22 protein-coding genes and 2 pseudogenes are annotated in these 20,099 nt (G+C 61.7%); 14 read left to right on the top strand and 10 right to left on the bottom strand.

The window, feature by feature from the left end; translation table 11 throughout:
• Nucleotides 1-367: 367 nt before the first annotated feature.
• The 3 genes from M1L61_RS21665 (at nt 368) to M1L61_RS21655 (ending at nt 3,492) form a co-directional block, all read left to right on the top strand.
• Nucleotides 368-2,686, top strand: a complete 2,319-nt coding sequence (locus M1L61_RS21665; RefSeq protein WP_248854088.1) for a TonB-dependent receptor — start codon at nt 368-370, stop codon at nt 2,684-2,686.
• 95 nt (nt 2,687-2,781) lie between these two features.
• Nucleotides 2,782-3,171 (top strand): hypothetical protein, encoded by a 390-nt coding sequence (locus M1L61_RS21660; RefSeq protein ID WP_049411955.1) that lies wholly within the window; start codon nt 2,782-2,784, stop codon nt 3,169-3,171.
• A gap of 24 nt (nt 3,172-3,195) precedes the next feature.
• Nucleotides 3,196-3,492, top strand: coding sequence for a hypothetical protein (locus M1L61_RS21655; protein ID WP_031269210.1), 297 nt, complete (start codon nt 3,196-3,198; stop codon nt 3,490-3,492).
• 7 nt (nt 3,493-3,499) lie between these two features.
• Here M1L61_RS21655 and M1L61_RS21650 read toward each other — a convergent pair whose 3' ends face one another.
• The 5 genes and pseudogenes from M1L61_RS21650 to M1L61_RS21630 form a co-directional block, all read right to left on the bottom strand.
• Complete coding sequence (locus M1L61_RS21650; protein WP_248854087.1) at nt 3,500-5,005, bottom strand: YifB family Mg chelatase-like AAA ATPase; 1,506 nt, start codon at nt 5,003-5,005, stop codon at nt 3,500-3,502.
• A 539-nt stretch (nt 5,006-5,544) separates the two neighbouring features.
• Nucleotides 5,545-6,558 carry a class 1 integron integrase IntI1 gene (intI1, locus tag M1L61_RS21645; RefSeq protein WP_000845054.1) on the bottom strand — a complete coding sequence of 338 codons (1,014 nt, stop codon included), beginning with the start codon at nt 6,556-6,558 and terminating at the stop codon, nt 5,545-5,547.
• Between the two features lie 136 nt (nt 6,559-6,694).
• Nucleotides 6,695-6,967: a hypothetical protein gene (locus M1L61_RS21640; RefSeq protein WP_063945332.1), complete on the bottom strand. Its 273-nt coding sequence runs from the start codon at nt 6,965-6,967 to the stop codon at nt 6,695-6,697.
• 83 nt (nt 6,968-7,050) lie between these two features.
• Nucleotides 7,051-7,305: pseudogene (locus tag M1L61_RS21635) on the bottom strand (Txe/YoeB family addiction module toxin).
• On the bottom strand, nt 7,302-7,553 hold the full coding sequence (locus M1L61_RS21630; RefSeq protein WP_032492621.1) for a type II toxin-antitoxin system prevent-host-death family antitoxin: 252 nt from the start codon (nt 7,551-7,553) through the stop codon (nt 7,302-7,304). Before M1L61_RS21630 ends, M1L61_RS21635 begins: the two are co-directional and overlap by 4 nt.
• A 183-nt stretch (nt 7,554-7,736) precedes the next feature.
• Between M1L61_RS21630 and M1L61_RS21625 the strand changes: the two genes are divergently transcribed.
• The 7 genes and pseudogenes from M1L61_RS21625 (at nt 7,737) to M1L61_RS21595 (ending at nt 13,151) form a co-directional block, all read left to right on the top strand.
• A complete protein-coding gene (locus M1L61_RS21625; protein WP_000186237.1) occupies nt 7,737-8,369 on the top strand; it encodes a type B-3 chloramphenicol O-acetyltransferase CatB3 in 633 nt (210 codons plus the stop codon).
• A 156-nt stretch (nt 8,370-8,525) separates the two neighbouring features.
• Nucleotides 8,526-8,873 carry a quaternary ammonium compound efflux SMR transporter QacE delta 1 gene (locus M1L61_RS21620; RefSeq protein WP_000679427.1) on the top strand — a complete coding sequence of 116 codons (348 nt, stop codon included), beginning with the start codon at nt 8,526-8,528 and terminating at the stop codon, nt 8,871-8,873.
• Nucleotides 8,867-9,706, top strand: a complete 840-nt coding sequence (gene sul1 / locus M1L61_RS21615; RefSeq protein ID WP_000259031.1) for a sulfonamide-resistant dihydropteroate synthase Sul1 — start codon at nt 8,867-8,869, stop codon at nt 9,704-9,706. Before M1L61_RS21620 ends, sul1 begins: the two co-directional genes overlap by 7 nt.
• 127 nt (nt 9,707-9,833) lie before the next feature.
• Complete coding sequence (locus M1L61_RS21610) at nt 9,834-10,334, top strand: GNAT family N-acetyltransferase (RefSeq protein ID WP_000376623.1); 501 nt, start codon at nt 9,834-9,836, stop codon at nt 10,332-10,334.
• Between the two features lie 506 nt (nt 10,335-10,840).
• Nucleotides 10,841-11,605 (top strand): IS6-like element IS6100 family transposase, encoded by a 765-nt coding sequence (locus M1L61_RS21605; protein ID WP_001389365.1) that lies wholly within the window; start codon nt 10,841-10,843, stop codon nt 11,603-11,605.
• Between the two features lie 54 nt (nt 11,606-11,659).
• Nucleotides 11,660-11,926, top strand: a pseudogene (locus M1L61_RS21600) (DDE-type integrase/transposase/recombinase); the annotation flags it as partial.
• A gap of 319 nt (nt 11,927-12,245) precedes the next feature.
• Nucleotides 12,246-13,151 (top strand): Abi family protein, encoded by a 906-nt coding sequence (locus tag M1L61_RS21595; RefSeq protein WP_248854086.1) that lies wholly within the window; start codon nt 12,246-12,248, stop codon nt 13,149-13,151.
• Between the two features lie 63 nt (nt 13,152-13,214).
• Here the strand turns inward: M1L61_RS21595 and M1L61_RS21590 are convergent, their stop codons facing one another.
• Both M1L61_RS21590 and M1L61_RS21585 read right to left on the bottom strand, forming a co-directional pair.
• Nucleotides 13,215-13,703 (bottom strand): cold-shock protein, encoded by a 489-nt coding sequence (locus M1L61_RS21590; RefSeq protein WP_197654072.1) that lies wholly within the window; start codon nt 13,701-13,703, stop codon nt 13,215-13,217.
• Nucleotides 13,704-13,748: 45 nt separating this feature from the next.
• Nucleotides 13,749-14,105 (bottom strand): hypothetical protein, encoded by a 357-nt coding sequence (locus M1L61_RS21585; RefSeq protein WP_197654073.1) that lies wholly within the window; start codon nt 14,103-14,105, stop codon nt 13,749-13,751.
• A 649-nt stretch (nt 14,106-14,754) separates the two neighbouring features.
• Between M1L61_RS21585 and M1L61_RS21580 the strand changes: the two genes are divergently transcribed.
• Both M1L61_RS21580 and M1L61_RS21575 read left to right on the top strand, forming a co-directional pair.
• Complete coding sequence (locus M1L61_RS21580) at nt 14,755-15,357, top strand: DUF998 domain-containing protein (protein WP_248854085.1); 603 nt, start codon at nt 14,755-14,757, stop codon at nt 15,355-15,357.
• 767 nt (nt 15,358-16,124) lie between these two features.
• Nucleotides 16,125-16,571: a DUF4279 domain-containing protein gene (locus M1L61_RS21575; protein WP_248854084.1), complete on the top strand. Its 447-nt coding sequence runs from the start codon at nt 16,125-16,127 to the stop codon at nt 16,569-16,571.
• Here the strand turns inward: M1L61_RS21575 and arr are convergent.
• Nucleotides 16,564-16,998 carry an NAD(+)--rifampin ADP-ribosyltransferase gene (gene arr / locus M1L61_RS21570; protein WP_043401276.1) on the bottom strand — a complete coding sequence of 145 codons (435 nt, stop codon included), beginning with the start codon at nt 16,996-16,998 and terminating at the stop codon, nt 16,564-16,566. The genes M1L61_RS21575 and arr overlap by 8 nt on opposite strands.
• Before the next feature lie 126 nt (nt 16,999-17,124).
• On the bottom strand, nt 17,125-17,376 hold the full coding sequence (locus M1L61_RS21565) for an accessory factor UbiK family protein (protein WP_005411375.1): 252 nt from the start codon (nt 17,374-17,376) through the stop codon (nt 17,125-17,127).
• Nucleotides 17,377-17,531: 155 nt separating this feature from the next.
• Between M1L61_RS21565 and M1L61_RS21560 the strand changes: the two genes are divergently transcribed.
• The gene (locus M1L61_RS21560; protein WP_005411374.1) at nt 17,532-17,870 is read left to right on the top strand and encodes a P-II family nitrogen regulator; all 339 of its coding nucleotides are present in this window, start codon (nt 17,532-17,534) and stop codon (nt 17,868-17,870) included.
• 125 nt (nt 17,871-17,995) lie between these two features.
• Here M1L61_RS21560 and M1L61_RS21555 read toward each other — a convergent pair whose 3' ends face one another.
• Nucleotides 17,996-18,655, bottom strand: a complete 660-nt coding sequence (locus M1L61_RS21555; RefSeq protein WP_217014450.1) for an RIO1 family regulatory kinase/ATPase — start codon at nt 18,653-18,655, stop codon at nt 17,996-17,998.
• 436 nt (nt 18,656-19,091) lie between these two features.
• Here M1L61_RS21555 and M1L61_RS21550 point away from each other — a divergent pair, with 436 nt between their 5' ends.
• Complete coding sequence (locus M1L61_RS21550) at nt 19,092-19,997, top strand: aspartyl/asparaginyl beta-hydroxylase domain-containing protein (RefSeq protein WP_029550749.1); 906 nt, start codon at nt 19,092-19,094, stop codon at nt 19,995-19,997.
• Nucleotides 19,998-20,099 lie beyond the last annotated feature (102 nt).

Here is a 20,099-nt window from a genome sequence, read left to right as displayed (position 1 = left end):
GTAGCTGCCAACCTCATCCGCCCCGGTAGGTGCCAACCTTGGTTGGCACACGCAGACGGCAAGCGCCGACCAAGGTCGGCCCCGACCACGCCGGGGCTATACCCACGTATAACCCACCCATCCCTATCGCCATTCGCGCTGTACCACCGCGCAATGGCGGATGCGGCAGCGCGATGCAAGAATTTCGCACGTCGAAATCACGCCATCGAATTCTGAGGCAGAGGATCGTCCTCCTCTGCCACTGACCGGCGCGCACTGCGCCGTCACCCCCAACGCAATCGCATCGCCAGCCAGGGCGCCGACACCGGTGCTGCAACGCGCTGGCCGTGCACCTGCGCCGCTCTCTCCCTACATCCTGGATCTGCCCATGAACACCCCACCCACGACGCGCCTCGCCCTGGCCATCATCGCGGCCACCACCGCACCTGCGTACGCCGCGGAAACGCACGATGCCGCGCACGACACGCCCACTACACTCAACGCCCTGCAGGTCATCGCCACACCGCGCGGTGCGGCCGTGGCACCGACCCAGGTGATCGGCCCCAACCGCTACATCATCAAGGCCGAAGACCTCGACGCGATGGTCACCGGCAACAACGGCCTGGCCATGCTGAAGCAGGTACCGGGCGCCAGCTACACCGCCACCGACGGGCTGGGCCTGGATATCTCCGCCACCAGCCTGTTCGTGCGCGGCTTCCGCATGAACGAAATGGGCATCACCTTCGAAGGCGTGCCGCTGAACGACAACGGCTTCCTCTCGCTCACCGGCACCAGCGTGGTGAACGTGGGCGTGCCCGATGGTATCGGCGCGATCACGGTCAGCCCTGGCGGCGCACCGGTCAGCGTGTTCTCCAGCAGCGTCAACGGCGGCAGCCTGGAATACCGCCTGCGCGAGCTGCAGGACACGCCCAGCCTGCGCGTGAAGCAGGGCGTGGGCAGCAACAACACGCTGGTCACCACCGTGTCCGGGCAGAGCGGCCAGCTCGGTGAGCATGGCCCGAAAGTGCTGGTCGACCTGCAGCGCGTGTCCGCCGACAAGTACCAGGGCGAGGGCACGCAGAACTTCCTGCGCGGCGACCTGAAGCTGCAGCAGGACGTCGCCTGGGGCGATGTCACCGTGTTCCTGTCCGACAGCAAGGCCAAGGTCTGGGGCTACAACAACATCTCCTTCGACATGATCCGCAAGCTGGGCTGGAAGGCCGACATCTTCTATCCCGATTATGCGTGGGCGTGGTACGTGGCCTCGCCGGAAAACGCGGACAAATCCTGCGGCGCCTACACCTGCAGTGAGCTGTCCGAACTGATTCCGTACGACACCGGCCAGACCACCCGCGACCGCGTGTCGTCGATCAACCATCGCTTCCAGATCACCCCGGCGCTGAGTGGCAACGTGCGGCTGTACAACGCCAACAGCCACACCCAGGCCACGCTGACCGACCCGACCGTACCGTCGCCCAACGGCGCACCGTTCTCCGAACAGGTACAGACGCCGCGCCTCAACCGCCTGGGCGGCATGGTCAACCTGCAGTTCGAGACCGGCGCGCACACCTTCACTGCCGGTTTCTGGCAGGAGAAGAGCAAGGCCGCGGCCAAGACCGAGTGGTACCAGCAGCCGCTGCTGGGCGAGGGCCCGCCGCTGAAGGCCACCGGCCCGTTCGACGTGTACGGCCCCGCGTTCAAGACCGACAACGCATCGAGCTGGGTGACCCGCTCGCGCCAGTTCTACCTGCAGGACGACATCGTGCTGAACGACACGCTGAAGCTGGGTGTCGGCTTCAAGGCCGTGGACTTCCTCACCCGCGGTGGCGGCCTCGGTGATGCCAAGGACCGGCCGGTGAACGGCACGCTGCGCGCGAAGAGCAACTTCCTGCCGCACGTCTCGCTGTTCTGGAGCCCGACCGAATCCACCGACGCCTTCATCGACCTGGCCAACACCATGAACGGCTACCGCGTGGCCCAGCGCGGCAACATCGGCTACACCGCCTCGGCATGGACCATCACCGACCAGGAAGAGTTCGACCGTGTGGCCGGCACGCTGCGCCCGGAGAAGAACTGGAACCTCACCGTAGGCGCGTCGCATCGCTTCGATCGGCTGACGATCACCGGCGACGTGTTCTACAACGACATCCGCAACCGCCTGCTGTCGGCCGCCATCGGTACCCAGTTCGCGCAGATCAACACCGTGCGGCTGATGCCGAAGATGCATGTGATCGGTGCCGACCTCGGCATCACCGCCGACCTGACCGACCACCTGCAGTTCTATCAGGGCGTGGCCGTAGCCCGTTCGTACTACGACAGTGATTTCGTGGTGGGCGACACGGTGTACCCGATCAAGGGCAATGCCCAGCCGGGCTACCCGCAGATCTCGCTGGTCAGCGACCTGTCCGCGCACTTCGGTGACTGGCGCTTTGGTGCAACCAGCACCTCGTACCTGCGCCAGCCTTTCACCTACGAGAACGACATCCGCGTGCCGACCTTCTGGCAGGTCAACACCTATGCCGCCTACCGCTTCGGTGCAGACAGCGCCGTGCCCGGCCTGGAGCTGCGGCTGGACGTGAGCAACCTGTTCAACCGCCACAACATCGGCACCGCCACCATCGCCGGCTCGTCGTTCTCTGGGGATTACCAGACCCTGCAGCGCAGCGCGCCACGGCAGCTGATGTTCAGTACCTCGATGACCTTCTGAGTAGATCCACGCCATGCGTGGATAGCTGACCCCTGCCAGAAACACGCCTTGCGCAATCAACAGGGATTTTCTGGCGGCGACGCAAGGTTCCCACAATGTTGCTGGGTCATGCTGTCGGCATGGCTCAGTACAACCCGCGATCACCGTTGTTCGACATCCGGGGCCCGGGACGGCCCCGGCAGGCGCCGTCCGTGACGCCTGTGATCGACCTGCAGGCCGAGTACCAGTTCTGGCACGTCTACGAGCGCGTGGTCCGTCCGTTGCCCGGTGGGGGGCTGCGGCAGGCCTGGCTGGTGTGCCAGAAGGTGTACCGGGACCGGTGGCAGCACCCGGACGACAGCGACGAGGCGGCGTTGTCACGGGTGCTGTTTGGCGGGAACATGACGGCTGGCCGGGCGTCGGAACTGGCGGAGCTGCACGCGCTGGTCAGCCGTCGGGTGGCGTCGCTGGCGAAGCGGGGTGTACTGTTCGGACGCGGCCGCTGAACCGCGAATTTGCCGAGAGTTCCGATGGTTCTTCTTCCTGGGCAGTACCGCATCCTGGCGTATCGCGGATTCCATGACCTGCCGCGAATGATGCTGGTAACCGATAGCGCATCAAAGCGCTGGGTGCTTGACTGTCCGTTCGAGGACGAACGGGATGACTACGCGCCGGTGTATCGCATTCATGCCGTGGATACTGATATCGCGGGGCCTTCGGAGGTATGGGAGCGTCACACTCTTGGGCTACTGCCCGACATTGGCGCCCTTTCAGTGAATAGCCTGCAGTTTGACGAGACGCGGCGCGCCTCCTTCATCCTGATGTGATCTTTCGTCATACTCCCGGCTTTCCCCGATCCAGCTGCCGATAGCCAATCGCCTCAGCCAGATGCGCAGTCTGGATGTCCTCACATCCAGCCAGATCGGCAATCGTGCGCGCCACCCGCAGGATTCGATGCATCGCCCGTGCGGAAAGCTGCAGACGTTCAATCGCCTGCTCAAGTAGATCCTGATCGGCCTCGCTCAGCTTCGTGCACGCCCGCAGCGCCGCCGGCGGCAGATGTGCATTGAGCCCGCCACGTGCCTGCTGCCGGGCATGGGCGGCTTCCACCCGTGCACGTACCGCAGCACTGGGCTCACCCAGCGGCGTGCTCTCCCGCAGCTCCACCGCGTCCATTCGCGTTACGCCGATATGCAGATCGATGCGGTCCAGCAGCGGGCCGGACACTCGCGCACGGTAGCGGTTGATGCGCTCGTCGCTGCACAGGCAACGGTTGCTGCGGTCACCGGCCCAGCCGCACGGGCAGGGATTCATCGCAGCCACCAGTTGGAACCGCGCGGGGTACTGCACGCTGCGCGCCGCGCGGGCGATGCGGATGTGGCCGGATTCCAGTGGCTCGCGCAGGGTTTCCAGCGCGCTGCGGTTCCATTCTGGGAGCTCATCAAGGAAGAGGACTCCATGGTGGGCCAGTGATATTTCACCGGGGCAGGGCGGGTTGCCCCCACCCACCAGCGCCGCCGCGCTCGCGCTGTGATGGGGCGCTCTAAAGGGCCGCTGCCGCCAACGTCTTGGGTCCAGCCCTTCGCCACTCACCGACGCAATCGCGGCAAGCTGCAGCGCCTCAGTCTCTTCGGTATCCGGCAACAGGCTGGGCAGGCGCGAGGCCAACAGAGTCTTGCCGCAGCCAGGACTACCGATCAACAACAGATGGTGCCCACCGGCAGCGGCCACTTCCAACGCGCGCCGTGCGTGCGCCTGCCCGCGCACGTCAGCCAGATCCGGCAGCGGCAACGGCGTCGTGTCCACGCGCTCCACGGGCGGCAACAGGCGCGGATTGCCCAGCCCGGCGCAGCACTCCAGCAACGTGCGCGCTACGCGCACATCGGCGTGCTCGGCCAGTGCGGCTTCTGCCGCATTGCCCGGCGGCACCACCAGGACGCGCCCGGCGTCAGCGGCTGCAATCGCGGCCGGTAGTGCACCGGCTACCGGCCGCAGCTCGCCGGTCAGGCCCAGCTCGCCCAGAAACTCGTATTGAAGCAGCGACTGCGGATCGACCTGGCCACTGGCCGCCAGAATGCCCAGCGCGATGGCGAGGTCGTAACGGCCGCCTTCCTTGGGCAGGTCGGCAGGCGCCAGGTTCAACGTGATGCGCCGCTGCGGAAAGTCGAAGCGTGCGCAGAGTAGGGCGGCACGCACGCGCTCGCGTGATTCGCGCACGCTGGTCTCGGCGAGGCCAACGATCTGGGTGACAGGCAGGCCGCCAGAGAGGTGCACTTCCACCCGCACCAGCGGGGCATCGACCCCGGCGCGGGCACGGCTGTGGACCAGCGCCAGGCTCATGTGTGGATTCCTGCAGAAAGACGCTTGATGGTGCGGCAGGTGCTCTGCAGGGACTATCGGGAATTGCCGGCGAAGCGGCTAGGGGGATTCCTGCAGACCGTTGGAGTGCGCCTGCGCGCTTCGTAGCGGCCGGTGTTCGCGTTCGAGTGTCGGAACTCAACCGGTATGACGTGGAACAACGCCGGGGAATAGGCCGTTGCCGCTCGCCCGGGCCGGCCTTTCACCTCACTGGATCTGCGCCCGCGAGACTGCGGAAATCCAAGAAAATTCCCTATGAAGTGCTTTTCGTACAGGCATTTACATTTCACCGGAACTACACACATTTACTTGAAGGTGATGTCGTTTTCAGAAGACGGCTGCACTGAACGTCAGAAGCCGACTGCACTATAGCAGCGGAGGGGTTGGATCCATCAGGCAACGACGGGCTGCTGCCGGCCATCAGCGGACGCAGGGAGGACTTTCCGCAACCGGCCGTTCGATGCGGCACCGATGGCCTTCGCGCAGGGGTAGTGAATCCGCCAGGATTGACTTGCGCTGCCCTACCTCTCACTAGTGAGGGGCGGCAGCGCATCAAGCGGTGAGCGCACTCCGGCACCGCCAACTTTCAGCACATGCGTGTAAATCATCGTCGTAGAGACGTCGGAATGGCCGAGCAGATCCTGCACGGTTCGAATGTCGTAACCGCTGCGGAGCAAGGCCGTCGCGAACGAGTGGCGGAGGGTGTGCGGTGTGGCGGGCTTCGTGATGCCTGCTTGTTCTACGGCACGTTTGAAGGCGCGCTGAAAGGTCTGGTCATACATGTGATGGCGACGCACGACACCGCTCCGTGGATCGGTCGAATGCGTGTGCTGCGCAAAAACCCAGAACCACGGCCAGGAATGCCCGGCGCGCGGATACTTCCGCTCAAGGGCGTCGGGAAGCGCAACGCCGCTGCGGCCCTCGGCCTGGTCCTTCAGCCACCATGCCCGTGCACGCGACAGCTGCTCGCGCAGGCTGGGTGCCAAGCTCTCGGGTAACATCAAGGCCCGATCCTTGGAGCCCTTGCCCTCCCGCACGATGATCGTGCCGTGATCGAAATCCAGATCCTTGACCCGCAGTTGCAAACCCTCACTGATCCGCATGCCCGTTCCATACAGAAGCTGGGCGAACAAACGATGCTCGCCTTCCAGAAAACCGAGGATGCGAACCACTTCATCCGGGGTCAGCACCACCGGCAAGCGCCGCGACGGCCGAGGTCTTCCGATCTCCTGAAGCCAGGGCAGATCCGTGCACAGCACCTTGCCGTAGAAGAACAGCAAGGCCGCCAATGCCTGACGATGCGTGGAGACCGAAACCTTGCGCTCGTTCGCCAGCCAGGACAGAAATGCCTCGACTTCGCTGCTGCCCAAGGTTGCCGGGTGACGCACACCGTGGAAACGGATGAAGGCACGAACCCAGTTGACATAAGCCTGTTCGGTTCGTAAACTGTAATGCAAGTAGCGTATGCGCTCACGCAACTGGTCCAGAACCTTGACCGAACGCAGCGGTGGTAACGGCGCAGTGGCGGTTTTCATGGCTTGTTATGACTGTTTTTTTGTACAGTCTATGCCTCGGGCATCCAAGCAGCAAGCGCGTTACGCCGTGGGTCGATGTTTGATGTTATGGAGCAGCAACGATGTTACGCAGCAGGGCAGTCGCCCTAAAACAAAGTTAGCACTCATCAAAAAGATCATTGCGCTTACACACCGACTCAACGTCAAGCCTGTTCCTCACGGTCAAGATGTCATCGCCGTCTTTCAGTACCGTCTTCCGGTACTTGCTGCCGGGCGTGATTTTCCAGCGGTCAGCCTGCGCGCCTTCGATCACAAGCCAATCGTCCGCGCTCACATTGTCGCGTCCATAGTTCGACTGCAAGAATGTGTGGCACGCGTCGCACGGGTAGTGCTTGCGCGCTGTCTGTATCGTGCTGCTCAACACTCGCATTTCATTCTCCTGTGGATGAGTGCTAACAATTCATTCCAGCCGACGCCTGCGGCGCGGCTGAACTCGGGGCGTTGGGCGTCTTTTCAGTAGTGGTACTTGAGTTGAACGATCCAAAGGGCATCATCCGCCACTTTGTAAACCATTCGGTGCTCATCCGTAATTCGACGAGACTAATAACCGGCCAAAGCATGTTTTAATGGCTCTGGCTTGCCCACTCCAGAGAAAGGCTCTCGGGTGGTTTCTTTAATTAGCTTGTTAATTCGATCAACCATGCGGCGGTCTTGTTTTTGCCAGAACAGATAATCTTCCCATGCATCATCGGAAAAAATTAATCTCATTCGGCCAACTCCCGCGCCTGTCCTCGGCCCGCTTCAAGTTGCTCGATCGACTTGAAAAGCCGCTTGGCGTTGGCGGGGCTGCGCAGCAGATACGCAGTTTCTTCCAGCGCCTGGAAATCTTCCAGCGAGAGAATCACAACCGATTGGTCGCCGTTACGTGTGATGATCACCGGCTCATGATCGTTGCAAACACGATCCATGGTTCCAGCCAGGTTGGCGCGGGCGTGTGTGTAAGTGATAGCGTCCATAACATCCTCCGTACATGTACAGAAAATTGTACAACAAGAGCAACTCGAAGGCGAGGCAAAAAAACGCCCAACCCTTCAATCAAGTCGGGACGGCCAAAAGCAAGCTTTTGGCTCCCCTCGCTGGCGCTCGGCGCCCCTTATTTCAAACGTTAGACGGCAAAGTCACAGACCGCGGGATCTCTTATGACCAACTACTTTGATAGCCCCTTCAAAGGCAAGCTGCTTTCTGAGCAAGTGAAGAACCCCAATATCAAAGTTGGGCGGTACAGCTATTACTCTGGCTACTATCATGGGCACTCATTCGATGACTGCGCACGGTATCTGTTTCCGGACCGTGATGACGTTGATAAGTTGATCATCGGTAGTTTCTGCTCTATCGGGAGTGGGGCTTCCTTTATCATGGCTGGCAATCAGGGGCATCGGTACGACTGGGCATCATCTTTCCCGTTCTTTTATATGCAGGAAGAACCTGCATTCTCAAGCGCACTCGATGCCTTCCAAAAAGCAGGTAATACTGTCATTGGCAATGACGTTTGGATCGGCTCTGAGGCAATGGTCATGCCCGGAATCAAGATCGGGCACGGTGCGGTGATAGGCAGCCGCTCGTTGGTGACAAAAGATGTGGAGCCTTACGCTATCGTTGGCGGCAATCCCGCTAAGAAGATTAAGAAACGCTTCACCGATGAGGAAATTTCATTGCTTCTGGAGATGGAGTGGTGGAATTGGTCACTGGAGAAGATCAAAGCGGCAATGCCCATGCTGTGCTCGTCTAATATTGTTGGCCTGCACAAGTATTGGCTCGAGTTTGCCGTCTAACAATTCAATCAAGCCGATGCCGCTTCGCGGCACGGCTTATTTCAGGCGTTAGATGCACTAAGCACATAATTGCTCACAGCCAAACTATCAGGTCAAGTCTGCTTTTATTATTTTTAAGCGTGCATAATAAGCCCTACACAAATTGGGAGATATATCATGAAAGGCTGGCTTTTTCTTGTTATCGCAATAGTTGGCGAAGTAATCGCAACATCCGCATTAAAATCTAGCGAGGGCTTTACTAAGCTTGCCCCTTCCGCCGTTGTCATAATCGGTTATGGCATCGCATTTTATTTTCTTTCTCTGGTTCTGAAATCCATCCCTGTCGGTGTTGCTTATGCAGTCTGGTCGGGACTCGGCGTCGTCATAATTACAGCCATTGCCTGGTTGCTTCATGGGCAAAAGCTTGATGCGTGGGGCTTTGTAGGTATGGGGCTCATAATTGCTGCCTTTTTGCTCGCCCGATCCCCATCGTGGAAGTCGCTGCGGAGGCCGACGCCATGGTGACGGTGTTCGGCATTCTGAATCTCACCGAGGACTCCTTCTTCGATGAGAGCCGGCGGCTAGACCCCGCCGGCGCTGTCACCGCGGCGATCGAAATGCTGCGAGTCGGATCAGACGTCGTGGATGTCGGACCGGCCGCCAGCCATCCGGACGCGAGGCCTGTATCGCCGGCCGATGAGATCAGACGTATTGCGCCGCTCTTAGACGCCCTGTCCGATCAGATGCACCGTGTTTCAATCGACAGCTTCCAACCGGAAACCCAGCGCTATGCGCTCAAGCGCGGCGTGGGCTACCTGAACGATATCCAAGGATTTCCTGACCCTGCGCTCTATCCCGATATTGCTGAGGCGGACTGCAGGCTGGTGGTTATGCACTCAGCGCAGCGGGATGGCATCGCCACCCGCACCGGTCACCTTCGACCCGAAGACGCGCTCGACGAGATTGTGCGGTTCTTCGAGGCGCGGGTTTCCGCCTTGCGACGGAGCGGGGTCGCTGCCGACCGGCTCATCCTCGATCCGGGGATGGGATTTTTCTTGAGCCCCGCACCGGAAACATCGCTGCACGTGCTGTCGAACCTTCAAAAGCTGAAGTCGGCGTTGGGGCTTCCGCTATTGGTCTCGGTGTCGCGGAAATCCTTCTTGGGCGCCACCGTTGGCCTTCCTGTAAAGGATCTGGGTCCAGCGAGCCTTGCGGCGGAACTTCACGCGATCGGCAATGGCGCTGACTACGTCCGCACCCACGCGCCTGGAGATCTGCGAAGCGCAATCACCTTCTCGGAAACCCTCGCGAAATTTCGCAGTCGCGACGCCAGAGACCGAGGGTTAGATCATGCCTAGCATTCACCTTCCGGCCGCCCGCTAGCGGACCCTGGTCAGGTTCCGCGAAGGTGGGCGCAGACATGCTGGGCTCGTCAGGATCAAACTGCACTATGAGGCGGCGGTTCATACCGCGCCAGGGGAGCGAATGGACAGCGAGGAGCCTCCGAACGTTCGGGTCGCCTGCTCGGGTGATATCGACGAGGTTGTGCGGCTGATGCACGACGCTGCGGCGTGGATGTCCGCCAAGGGAACGCCCGCCTGGGACGTCGCGCGGATCGACCGGACATTCGCGGAGACCTTCGTCCTGAGATCCGAGCTCCTAGTCGCGAGTTGCAGCGACGGCATCGTCGGCTGTTGCACCTTGTCGGCCGAGGATCCCGAGTTCTGGCCCGACGCCCTCAAGGGGGAGGCCGCATATCTGCACAAGCTCGCGGTGCGACGGACACATGCGGGCCGGGGTGTCAGCTCCGCGCTGATCGAGGCTTGCCGCCATGCCGCGCGAACGCAGGGGTGCGCCAAGCTGCGGCTCGACTGCCACCCGAACCTGCGTGGCCTATACGAGCGGCTCGGATTCACCCACGTCGACACTTTCAATCCCGGCTGGGATCCAACCTTCATCGCAGAACGCCTAGAACTCGAAATCTAACGTCCGTTCGGGCATCGAGGTCCATGTCGGGGTGGGACGGGCCCGTGGCTTCAAGATCACTTGCAGTCCGACCGCGATGTCTTGGTTGCGCGAGAGGTTGTCGATATCCTCCACTTCCATCATCAACCCTGGATAATGCCGCCGCCGTCATCGCCGCCGACGCCCGTGCCGGGCTTTTCGGGCCTGTCAGGCTTGCTCGGCCTTCAGCCTGCCTGGGCGAGATCTCCGGCGGACGGATTAACGGCGGAGCTTCGCCGCCTTTCGTGCGTGTGAAGGCCGAAGATAGTTCTCTCAAAAACATCCGTTTATGAGAGATACCAAATGTCATTTTCAGAAGACGACTGCACCAGTTGATTGGGCGTAATGGCTGTTGTGCAGCCAGCTCCTGACAGTTCAATATCAGAAGTGATCTGCACCAATCTCGACTATGCTCAATACTCGTGTGGGCTCTGTTGCAAAAATCGTGAAGCTTGAGCATGCTTGGCGGAGATTGGACGGACGGAACGATGACGGATTTCAAGTGGCGCCATTTCCAGGGTGATGTGATCCTGTGGGCGGTGCGCTGGTATTGTCGCTATCCGATCAGCTATCGCGACCTTGAGGAAATGCTGGCGGAACGCGGCATTTCGGTCGACCATACGACGATCTATCGCTGGGTCCAGTGCTACGCCCCGGAGATGGAGAAGCGGCTGCGCTGGTTCTGGCGGCGTGGCTTTGATCCGAGCTGGCGCCTGGATGAAACCTACGTCAAGGTGCGGGGCAAGTGGACCTACCTGTACCGGGCAGTCGACAAGCGGGGCGACACGATCGATTTCTACTTGTCGCCGACCCGCAGCGCCAAGGCAGCGAAGCGGTTCCTGGGCAAGGCCCTGCGAGGCCTGAAGCACTGGGAAAAGCCTGCCACGCTCAATACCGACAAAGCGCCGAGCTATGGTGCAGCGATCACCGAATTGAAGCGCGAAGGAAAGCTGGACCGGGAGACGGCCCACCGGCAGGTGAAGTATCTCAATAACGTGATCGAGGCCGATCACGGAAAGCTCAAGATACTGATCAAGCCGGTGCGCGGTTTCAAATCGATCCCCACGGCCTATGCCACGATCAAGGGATTCGAAGTCATGCGAGCCCTGCGCAAAGGACAGGCTCGCCCCTGGTGCCTGCAGCCCGGCATCAGGGGCGAGGTGCGCCTTGTGGAGAGAGCTTTTGGCATTGGGCCCTCGGCGCTGACGGAGGCCATGGGCATGCTCAACCACCATTTCGCAGCAGCCGCCTGATCGGCGCAGAGCGACAGCCTACCTCTGACTGCCGCCAATCTTTGCAACAGAGCCCTCAATAACGTGATCGAGGCCGATCACGGAAAGCTCAAGATACTGATCAAGCCGGTGCGCGGTTTCAAATCGATCCCCACGGCCTATGCCACGATCAAGGGATTCGAAGTCATGCGAGCCCTGCGCAAAGGACAGGCTCGCCCCTGGTGCCTGCAGCCCGGCATCAGGGGCGAGGTGCGCCTTGTGGAGAGAGCTTTTGGCATTGGGCCCTCGGCGCTGACGGAGGCCATGGGCATGCTCAACCACCATTTCGCAGCAGCCGCCTGATCGGCGCAGAGCGACAGCCTACCTCTGACTGCCGCCAATCTTTGCAACAGAGCCTCCGTCGCCATGCTCACCTCGCTTTGGTGCACACGAGTATTGAGCATAGTCGAGATTGGTGCAGATCACTTCTGATATTGAACTGTCAGGAGCTGGCTGCACAACAGCCATTACGCCCAATCAACTGGTGCAGTCGTCTTCTGAAAATGACAGGTGAGCAAAAGGGGCGCTAAAATTCACCCAACACACCCGCCAAGCCTCTGACGCGCTAGTTCGCGACATGCTCAAATTGGCGGGTTTTTTTTGCCTGCTGATTGGAGTCAGGATGACTCACTACCGCAAACCACCCCTGTCGATTCAGGAGCAGTTGGATCTCCTCCAGCAGCGCGGGCTGGCCATCGGCGACGCAGCCAATGCCAAACGCTATCTGCAGCGTGTTGGCTACTACCGCCTCATGGGCTATCTCTACACACAGCGTGTGCCCGGTAACGACAGCTTCCGAGCTCAAGCGACATTCGAAGAAGCGGTCAGTCTCTATGAATTCGATAGGGCCCTTCGAGACCTGGTAATGGAGGCCGTTGGCCATATCGAGGTCGCAACGCGGACCGTGCTCACGTACCACTTTGCCCATGCCTATGGCGCCTTCGGCCACTTGGAGCCGCGCAATCTGGCATTCACCGGGCAGGAGTATGCGGATTGGCTCGGCGGCGTCGAAAGCGAAGTGACGCGCTCCAGGGAGGCGTTTATTCGGCACTACAAGGACAAGTACGCCTCACCCGCATTCCCCAGAGTACCGATCTGGATGGCGACAGAAGTCATGTCGCTCGGCTCGCTTTCTCGCTTCTACAAAGCGCTGCACTCCAGAGAACAGAAGGCTGTTGCGGGTGAGATGCTGCTGGCCGCGCCGGTCTTCGCAAACTGGCTGCATGTCACCAGCGTGGCGCGAAACGTCGTTGCACACCACAGTAGGTTATGGAACAAGGAGCTCGGTGTTTCGGCAGTTCGTCCACGGTCGGCAGGATGGTCTGAGCGCGAGGCGCCATACGCACCGAATCGTTGCTTCTTTCTGTTGCTCCTGCTTCGCAGACTTCTGGAAGCGACGACCGCTGATTTCAGGGATTGGCGTGAACGTGTCGATAACCACCTCTCGGCTGGCCTGACGACCGAAGTCCGAACGAGAAGCATCGGGGCTGCGACTGGATGGCAGGACCATCGCCTTTGGCGCGGGTAAGTCCCAGGAGGCGCCGCTTCCTCCAGACATTTGTTGCGAATGGGCCGGTTAGGGGGGGGGCGGTCAATGGCGGCCCAGCACCCCAAACAGACACCGCTGCTCATCCAGCACCAGCCCATTGAAGCGCCCAAACCGCGTCTCAACCCACGAAGGCCCAGCGCTTTCCACCAGCAATCGCCCTTGGCTCTGGTGCAGATCCAGCCAACGCTCGAAGCTGATGCGCAGACGCTCGATGTCCGGCGCCCGCAAGCGGGCATCGGCAGGCATGCGGATCAGCACGCGCGAGGGCGCATCCTCCACGTCCATCACCAGCACGCCCTTGCACCGGATCTCGAAGGACGTCGCCCTGGCATGGCGCGCGTGCAGTTCAAAACCCTCGTGCGCCTTCGCAGTGACGAAGCCCAGCGCATCACTGTGCAGCAACCGGTAACCGGCCGGTTGCAGCTTCTGGTAGGCCCACACCTGATCGCCTGCGGGCTCGGGCCATGCTGCCCATACTGCGCCGATCACCGCGATGCACACCACCGCAGCGGCCAAGCCGTGCATCTTCATTCGTCACCCCGCACACAGGCAGAAAACTCCGCGCCGTAAGCGCGCTCAGTCCTTGGGTCGCATCCGTTCGTGGATGAAGGCGGTCAGCGCCAGATCGGCCATCACCAGCCCCTCCATCACCCGGTCGCCGACGTACTGTTCGGGCTCACCGTTCTGGCGCGTGCGTTCGGCCGCCAGCAGGATCTCCTGCACGATGCGCTGGCCGGTGAGGGCGCAGTCGGCGTCGGACAACGCCATCTGCCGGCTGCGTAGATGGTGCCGCTCGGGCCAGGGCTGGCCGTCGGCCGCAGCGCCCGCGCCAATGGCGTGCAGGATGGCGATGAGGCTGTTGGGATCCAGGGTCGGAGCGGCAGAGGGCGCTTGCTGGATCGGGCGCGGGGGAGGGGAGTGCGGCGTGGTCATGGCAGGCTCCGTGCATGCAGGCAGAAGCCGCCACCGATAAAGGTGGCGGACAGGGCGTGGCTCGAAAACCGGGCTATTAGGAAGAAACCGGCGGGCACAAGGCCCCCACGCCCCGCCCGCCATAGCTGGCAGACGGAATGCCAGCCGACACCACGCAAGGTGATGCCGGCTGGCAAGTGCAAACAACATCCTAATAGCTCGGGTTTTCGAGGCCCGGCCACCCGTTTTCGGTGGCGATACCAGAGTTGCCTGACGTAGTTGGGAATGCCAAGGGGGAGGGGGCAATGCCGCCAAAACCCGAGACGCTTTTGGCATTGTCGCATAGCGAGGAAAGCGGCGAGAGCCTTGGCGTGCTTGGCGCAGCGGCGCTTCTGGAACGGAGTCGTCAGAACCTTCTGCCAGAGATGTAAGGCGCGGCAAATGCGACAGCACCCGCCCATCGGGCATGTGTGATCGCTCATGCAACCGAACCGCTGCGACACCGGCTGGATGGTTTAAATGACTTCCTGCCTATTGAATCTACCGAGTGCCGCGCGCAATCTGACTACCGCTGTAGTCGCGCGGGGCTGCTCTGCCCGCAGCAGGACGGTCTTGTAGCGTTTGAACGGATTTCACCCACTGGCGCAGGCCAATACAAGGATCACTGTACGTGTTACGCCGCAATCGACTTCTTCTGTCTGCGGGTCTGGTCCCGCTTCCGTGGTTCCTGTTCTGGACCAGCGTTGCCGCCCTGTTCGCGCCGGGCTACAACCCGCTTGCACAGCACGCCAGCGAGCTGCTGCAGGCACCAACGCTTGCAAGCATCTGCGGCAGGATCGCGGCTATCGGCTCCGGTCTGGGCTTCGTGGCGTTCTCCATCGGGGTATGGCGGGAGTCCGGCCGCCGGATTGCCGTAGGCGCGATCTGCTGGATGATCTTTGGCATCTCCATGCTGACCAACGGGCTCTGGCCCATGGGCCATCCGATGCACGGCTTCTACACCATTGGCATCGCAAACATCATTGCACCGGCGATGTCGCACATTGAACTGAGTGCGTGGTCTGCCAACCGAAGGGCATACGCCGTGACCGCTGTGGTGAGCATCGGGGGCATCGTCTATCTCTGGTTGAACGTGGTGGGCGCGGACCCGGAGGGCTACCGGGGGCTGACCCAGCGCGTGTTCTCGTCGATCAACTCGCTGTGGCCGTTCCTGGTTGCGCTGTATCTGCTGCGAAGGGATTCAAGCGCGCTGAAGGTGCAGCCTGCGCATTGATGGATGGGCATGCAGTTGCATGGATGGCTGTTGAGCGCGTGGCTTTGAGATGGGGATGAAGTTGAAGGCGGACGCTAGCAATACTTCAACTACGCCCAATCACGAAACAGATTAGCCTTGGAAGAATTTTCGAGCCGGCGCCTACTTGTACACCTCCAACAGATCCTTGTCTTCATGCCGCTGCTCCCACGTGGAGAGAAAGCAGAAGTTCACGCCACTTTGCATGGCAGCCTTCTGAAACCCGGCAAGTTCCTCCTTCGTAACCGGGTACTCAACCGGATCAAAGTGCAGAAGTCCCCAAGGCTTGACGAAAGAGAACCCTGGCATGAGTTCCGAGAAGATCGCCTTGAGCAGGGGCCGGATATTCGAAAAATCACTCCCAGCTCGCAGAGAGCTTTTTCGCTCTGGTACAAGGCATGCTTGATGACCTCCGAGCCTTGGGGCAAACTCCTGAGTCAGCCTTAGGTTCACGCTTCACCTTCGTACAAGAGGAGTTTGGTCCATCTGGTCAATGGGATGCCCTGTTGTTCAACGGCACAATTGCCCACAGCTCTGCTCTTGGACACTTCGCATTGGCAGATACGGGGGGGGCGTGCATTGGCTGTCGGTGATTGCCAACCATGAGGTATAACAGTTCATTCAAGCCGAACTCGCCTCGCGAATCGGCTTAATTCCAGAGTTGAGCGTCCGCTACTGGGCGATAGCTGACCTGACGTCGATGGGACGTCTAGATTGGAAGAGATTCCGAAAAGGGCAACTGGATTTGCATGGCAGTACTCGATCAGTCCTTGGTAACGCTCCGATTCTTCGGGGAGGATTTCCTTCCAGAGAAAATCAGTGCCTTGCTCGGGGCGACTCCAACCGCCTCGCGTCACAAGGGTCAGGAACTCAGAGGCAGCCAATCAGGCACCGTGCGTATCGCCAACACCGGAAGCTGGCGATTCAGTGCACCTCGGCGTGAGCCTGAAGATCTGAAAGCTCAGATCTTCCAGATCCTCGATCAACTCACCGGCGATCTCGCCGTATGGCAGTCATTGGCACGCTTCCGGCCTGATCTGTTCTGCGGTCTCTTCATGGGCAGCAGCAACGATGGTGTCTCGCTTTCGTCCCGCGCGCTGCTTGCCCCGGGGCAGCGCGGCATCGAGCTCGCGTTGGACATCTACGATGCCGGTGAGGATGAGGGCAACGCCCAGCGGCAGCAGGTCATCAATTGATGATCTCCCCACTCCCCGAAGCAACAAACGCCTTCAACTGCCGGACGAACTCCGCGTCATACAGCTCCCACTCCACAATCTCCCCCACAATCCGCAACGGCTGCGTACTCCGATACGACCGCGTCGGGTTCCCGGGAAACTTCTTGTTGGTCACATTCGGATCGTCCTCAAACGGCCCGGTCGGCTCCACCACATACACGCGCGGCCGCCCCTCACCGCGGGCCATCTCCGCAGCCAGCCCAGCGCCCTTGGCAATTGTGGTGAAGTAGATGTGGTTCATCACCACGCTGTCGCGATAGTTGGAGCGGAAGCCCGCACTCAGCAGCTCGCCCACCGCCAGATCGGCGCGGGTGCCGTGATAGAACGGCCCGGCGACCTGGTCGCAGGTGTCATGCGAAACGGGTGTCCATTCGGTGTCCTGCGCCATCGCTGCTGCCCCTCTCTGTGCTGCCGGATCGACAGGCCGGCGAGTCTAGGGCGCCCGGTGGTCCTTGCTGCAAGGCCCTATCCGGGAAATAATCTGTAAACGGGAGGCGCAGTGCGCCTCCTTTTTTCATTCTGCGGCGCCGCGCCCTTCCAGCTCGCGCACGGCGGTTTCCAGCGCATCCAGCTTTTCGCGGGTCTTCAGCAGCACGGCGCGCTGCACTTCGAACTCCTCGCGGGTGACCAGGTCCAGCTTGGCCAGACCCGCCTGCAACGCGCTCTTGAAGGTGGCCTGCAGTTCCTCGCGCGATTCGCGCAGGCCCGGCGGCACCAGGTCGCTGAGGCGACGGGCGAGGTCATCGATTTGATTCAGGTCGATCATGGGGTACTCCGTGGGGGTGGGCCCGTGCATCCGGCGCGGGCAGGCCGATCGGGCACAAGGATACTGCTGGCACCCACTGCCCGGACAGGCCGCAGCGGCTTCGCACGGGCCGCGTTCAGGCGCTATCCTCCACGCCGGAAGACAGGAGATAGACGATGAAGATGGTCATGGCGGTGATCAAGCCGTTCAAGCTCGACGACGTGCGCGAAGCACTGGCCGAGCGTGGGGTTACCGGCATCACGGTGACGGAAGTGAAGGGCTTTGGTCGCCAGAAGGGCCATACCGAGCTGTACCGCGGCGCGGAGTATGTGGTCGATTTCCTGCCGAAGGTGAAGCTGGAAGTGGCGGTGACCGATGACCAGGTGGAGGCCGTGGTTGAGGCCATCGTGAAGGCCGCCGGCACCGGCAAGATTGGTGACGGCAAGGTGTTCGTGTACGACCTGGGCAGTGTGGTGCGTATTCGTACCGGTGAGCTGGACGCGGACGCGTTGTAACCCGTTCGGCGGGATGTTGTAGAGCCGAGCCGTTGCTCGGCTGCATTTCGCGTGATGCAGGAACAGCAGCCGAGCGTAGGCTCGGCTCTACAAAGAGCGGTAAAGCGGTCGAGCGAGCTCGACCCCTACCGGCGCTTCGCCCACGTGTAGAACCGCTTCCAGCCCTGGCGCACGGCAGCGACCCAGCCGGGGTCGGCCACCAGTGCGGCCTGCGCGGCACTCGGGGCCTGGCCGGTCATGCGCTGGCGGATCTTCAGCAGGTTCTTCATGTCGCTGCGGCGCATCTGCCGGCTGAGCGGGTTGCGGCGCAGCCAGCGCGGGGCGCGCCAGGCGGAGGTGAAGTCCAGCAGCACCGGCACGCCGCCGCTGACCACCACGTTGGTGCCGTGCAGGTCGTTGTGGGTGATGCCGGCGGCATGCAAACGGCTGAGCGCGTGCTGCAGCTGCTCGAACACTTCATTTCCCACGGCCTGCGCGGTGCTCAGGGTCTGGCCGGGAATGAACTCCATGCCCAGTGCCAGGCCGCCCAGGGTGCCAAGCAGCGCGGGGGCATGCTTCCAGCCGCCCAGGCGCTGCAGCATGCGGGCCTCACGGCGCACCATCAGCCGCGCGATCAGTGAAACGGGGGTGCCGCGGTAGCGGGAGTAGTCCTTGATGACCGCCTCGCGCCCGTCCAGGCAGGTGCGATAGACGTCGGGGGCCAGGAAGCGTTCGCCGCGCTTGAGCAGCAGCGGGGTGGCGGCGTCTTCGCCGCAGGAGGAGGGGGGCAGGGCAGGGAGATGCATGTCGGGGTCTCGGTCGACCCGGTGGGTGGCGCAAAGCGTCAAGCGAACCGGTGTTACAGGGAGTTACTAAGTTTTCGTTAATTTTAGTACTCGCCAGTTCGCTATTCCACGATTTGTCGGAGAAATGTCGGCGTCGTGGCTGGAACAGTTCGTCGCACCCGATCGGACAATTCCGTCTCACTTCGTCTTTGGTTCTTTAAAAATCAATAGGTTGGGCGTCGCGTCGCTTCGTTCATCCGCGGCCCGCTGAACGTCACGCACGTCCGGCTTGACCCCGACGCACGGCCTGCCGACCATAAGCTGTTAATTCGCGACATCGGCGGCCGCCCCTTCCTGGCACGTCCCCGTTCCCTGCCGCGGTCCCCACCGGTGCTGGCCGCTTGGCCGTGCATCGCCCTGTTTCCCGTTCCGGCTGCGGCTGGAGGAAAGTGTTTTGATCATCAAAATCGTCATTGCAGCGCTGTTCGTCGCCTGCGTGCTGTACATCCACTTCCGTGGCAAGGTTCGCGCGCGCTGGTCGCGCCAGCTGCTGGACCACTCCAGTTTCATGGCCCCGATCAACGTGGTCATGTACATGTTCTCGAAGGTGCCGACTACGCCGTTCCTGGACCCGGCCAAGGAGTTCCCGCAGCTGGAGCCGCTGCGCCAGAACTGGCAGATGATCCGCGACGAGGCGCTGGCGCTGCGCGATGCACAGAAGATCGCGGCCTCCAGCACGTTCAACGATGCCGGCTTCAATTCGTTCTTCCGCCGTGGCTGGAAGCGCTTCTACCTGAAGTGGTATGGCCCGTCGCACCCGTCGGCGAAGGCGATGTGCCCGAAGACCACGGCGTTGCTGGAGTCGCTGCCGGACGTGCGCGCGGCGATGTTCGCGCAGCTGCCGTCGGGCAGCGAACTGCGTCCCCACCGCGATCCGTTCGCCGGTTCGCTGCGCCTGCACCTGGGCCTGGCCACGCCGAACAACGACGGCTGCTACATCGAAGTGGACGGCATCAAGAAGAGCTGGCGCGATGGCGAGTGGATGATGTTCGACGAGACCTACATCCACCATGCGCACAACGAGACGCCCGATGACCGGGTGATCCTGTTCTGCGACATCGCCCGCCCGCTGCGCTTCGGCCTGCCGGGCCTGTTCAACCGTGCGGTGGCGGCCACGCTGCTGGCCGGTGGTGCCTCGCCGAACCTGCCGGGTGACCCGACCGGTGGCGTCAACAAGGCGTTCGGCAGCGTCTACAAGGTGCGCCTGAAGGCCAAAGCGCTGCGCGAGCGCAGCGTGGTGGCCTACCAGGTGATCAAGTGGGGCCTGGTGGTGGCGGTGATTGCCGGTATCTGGGCGCTCTGAGCGAACCGCCGCCGGACTTGGCCCGGCGCTACCGGATTCCGCGGGGCATGTTGTAGAGCCGAGCCCATGCTCGGCTGCTTCTGCGCGAAATGCAGCCGAGCA

The sequence above is a fragment of the Stenotrophomonas sp. NY11291 genome (assembly GCF_023277365.1).
GTDB lineage: Bacteria > Pseudomonadota > Gammaproteobacteria > Xanthomonadales > Xanthomonadaceae > Stenotrophomonas > Stenotrophomonas geniculata.
This window is presented reverse-complemented; position numbering and strand designations above follow the sequence as displayed.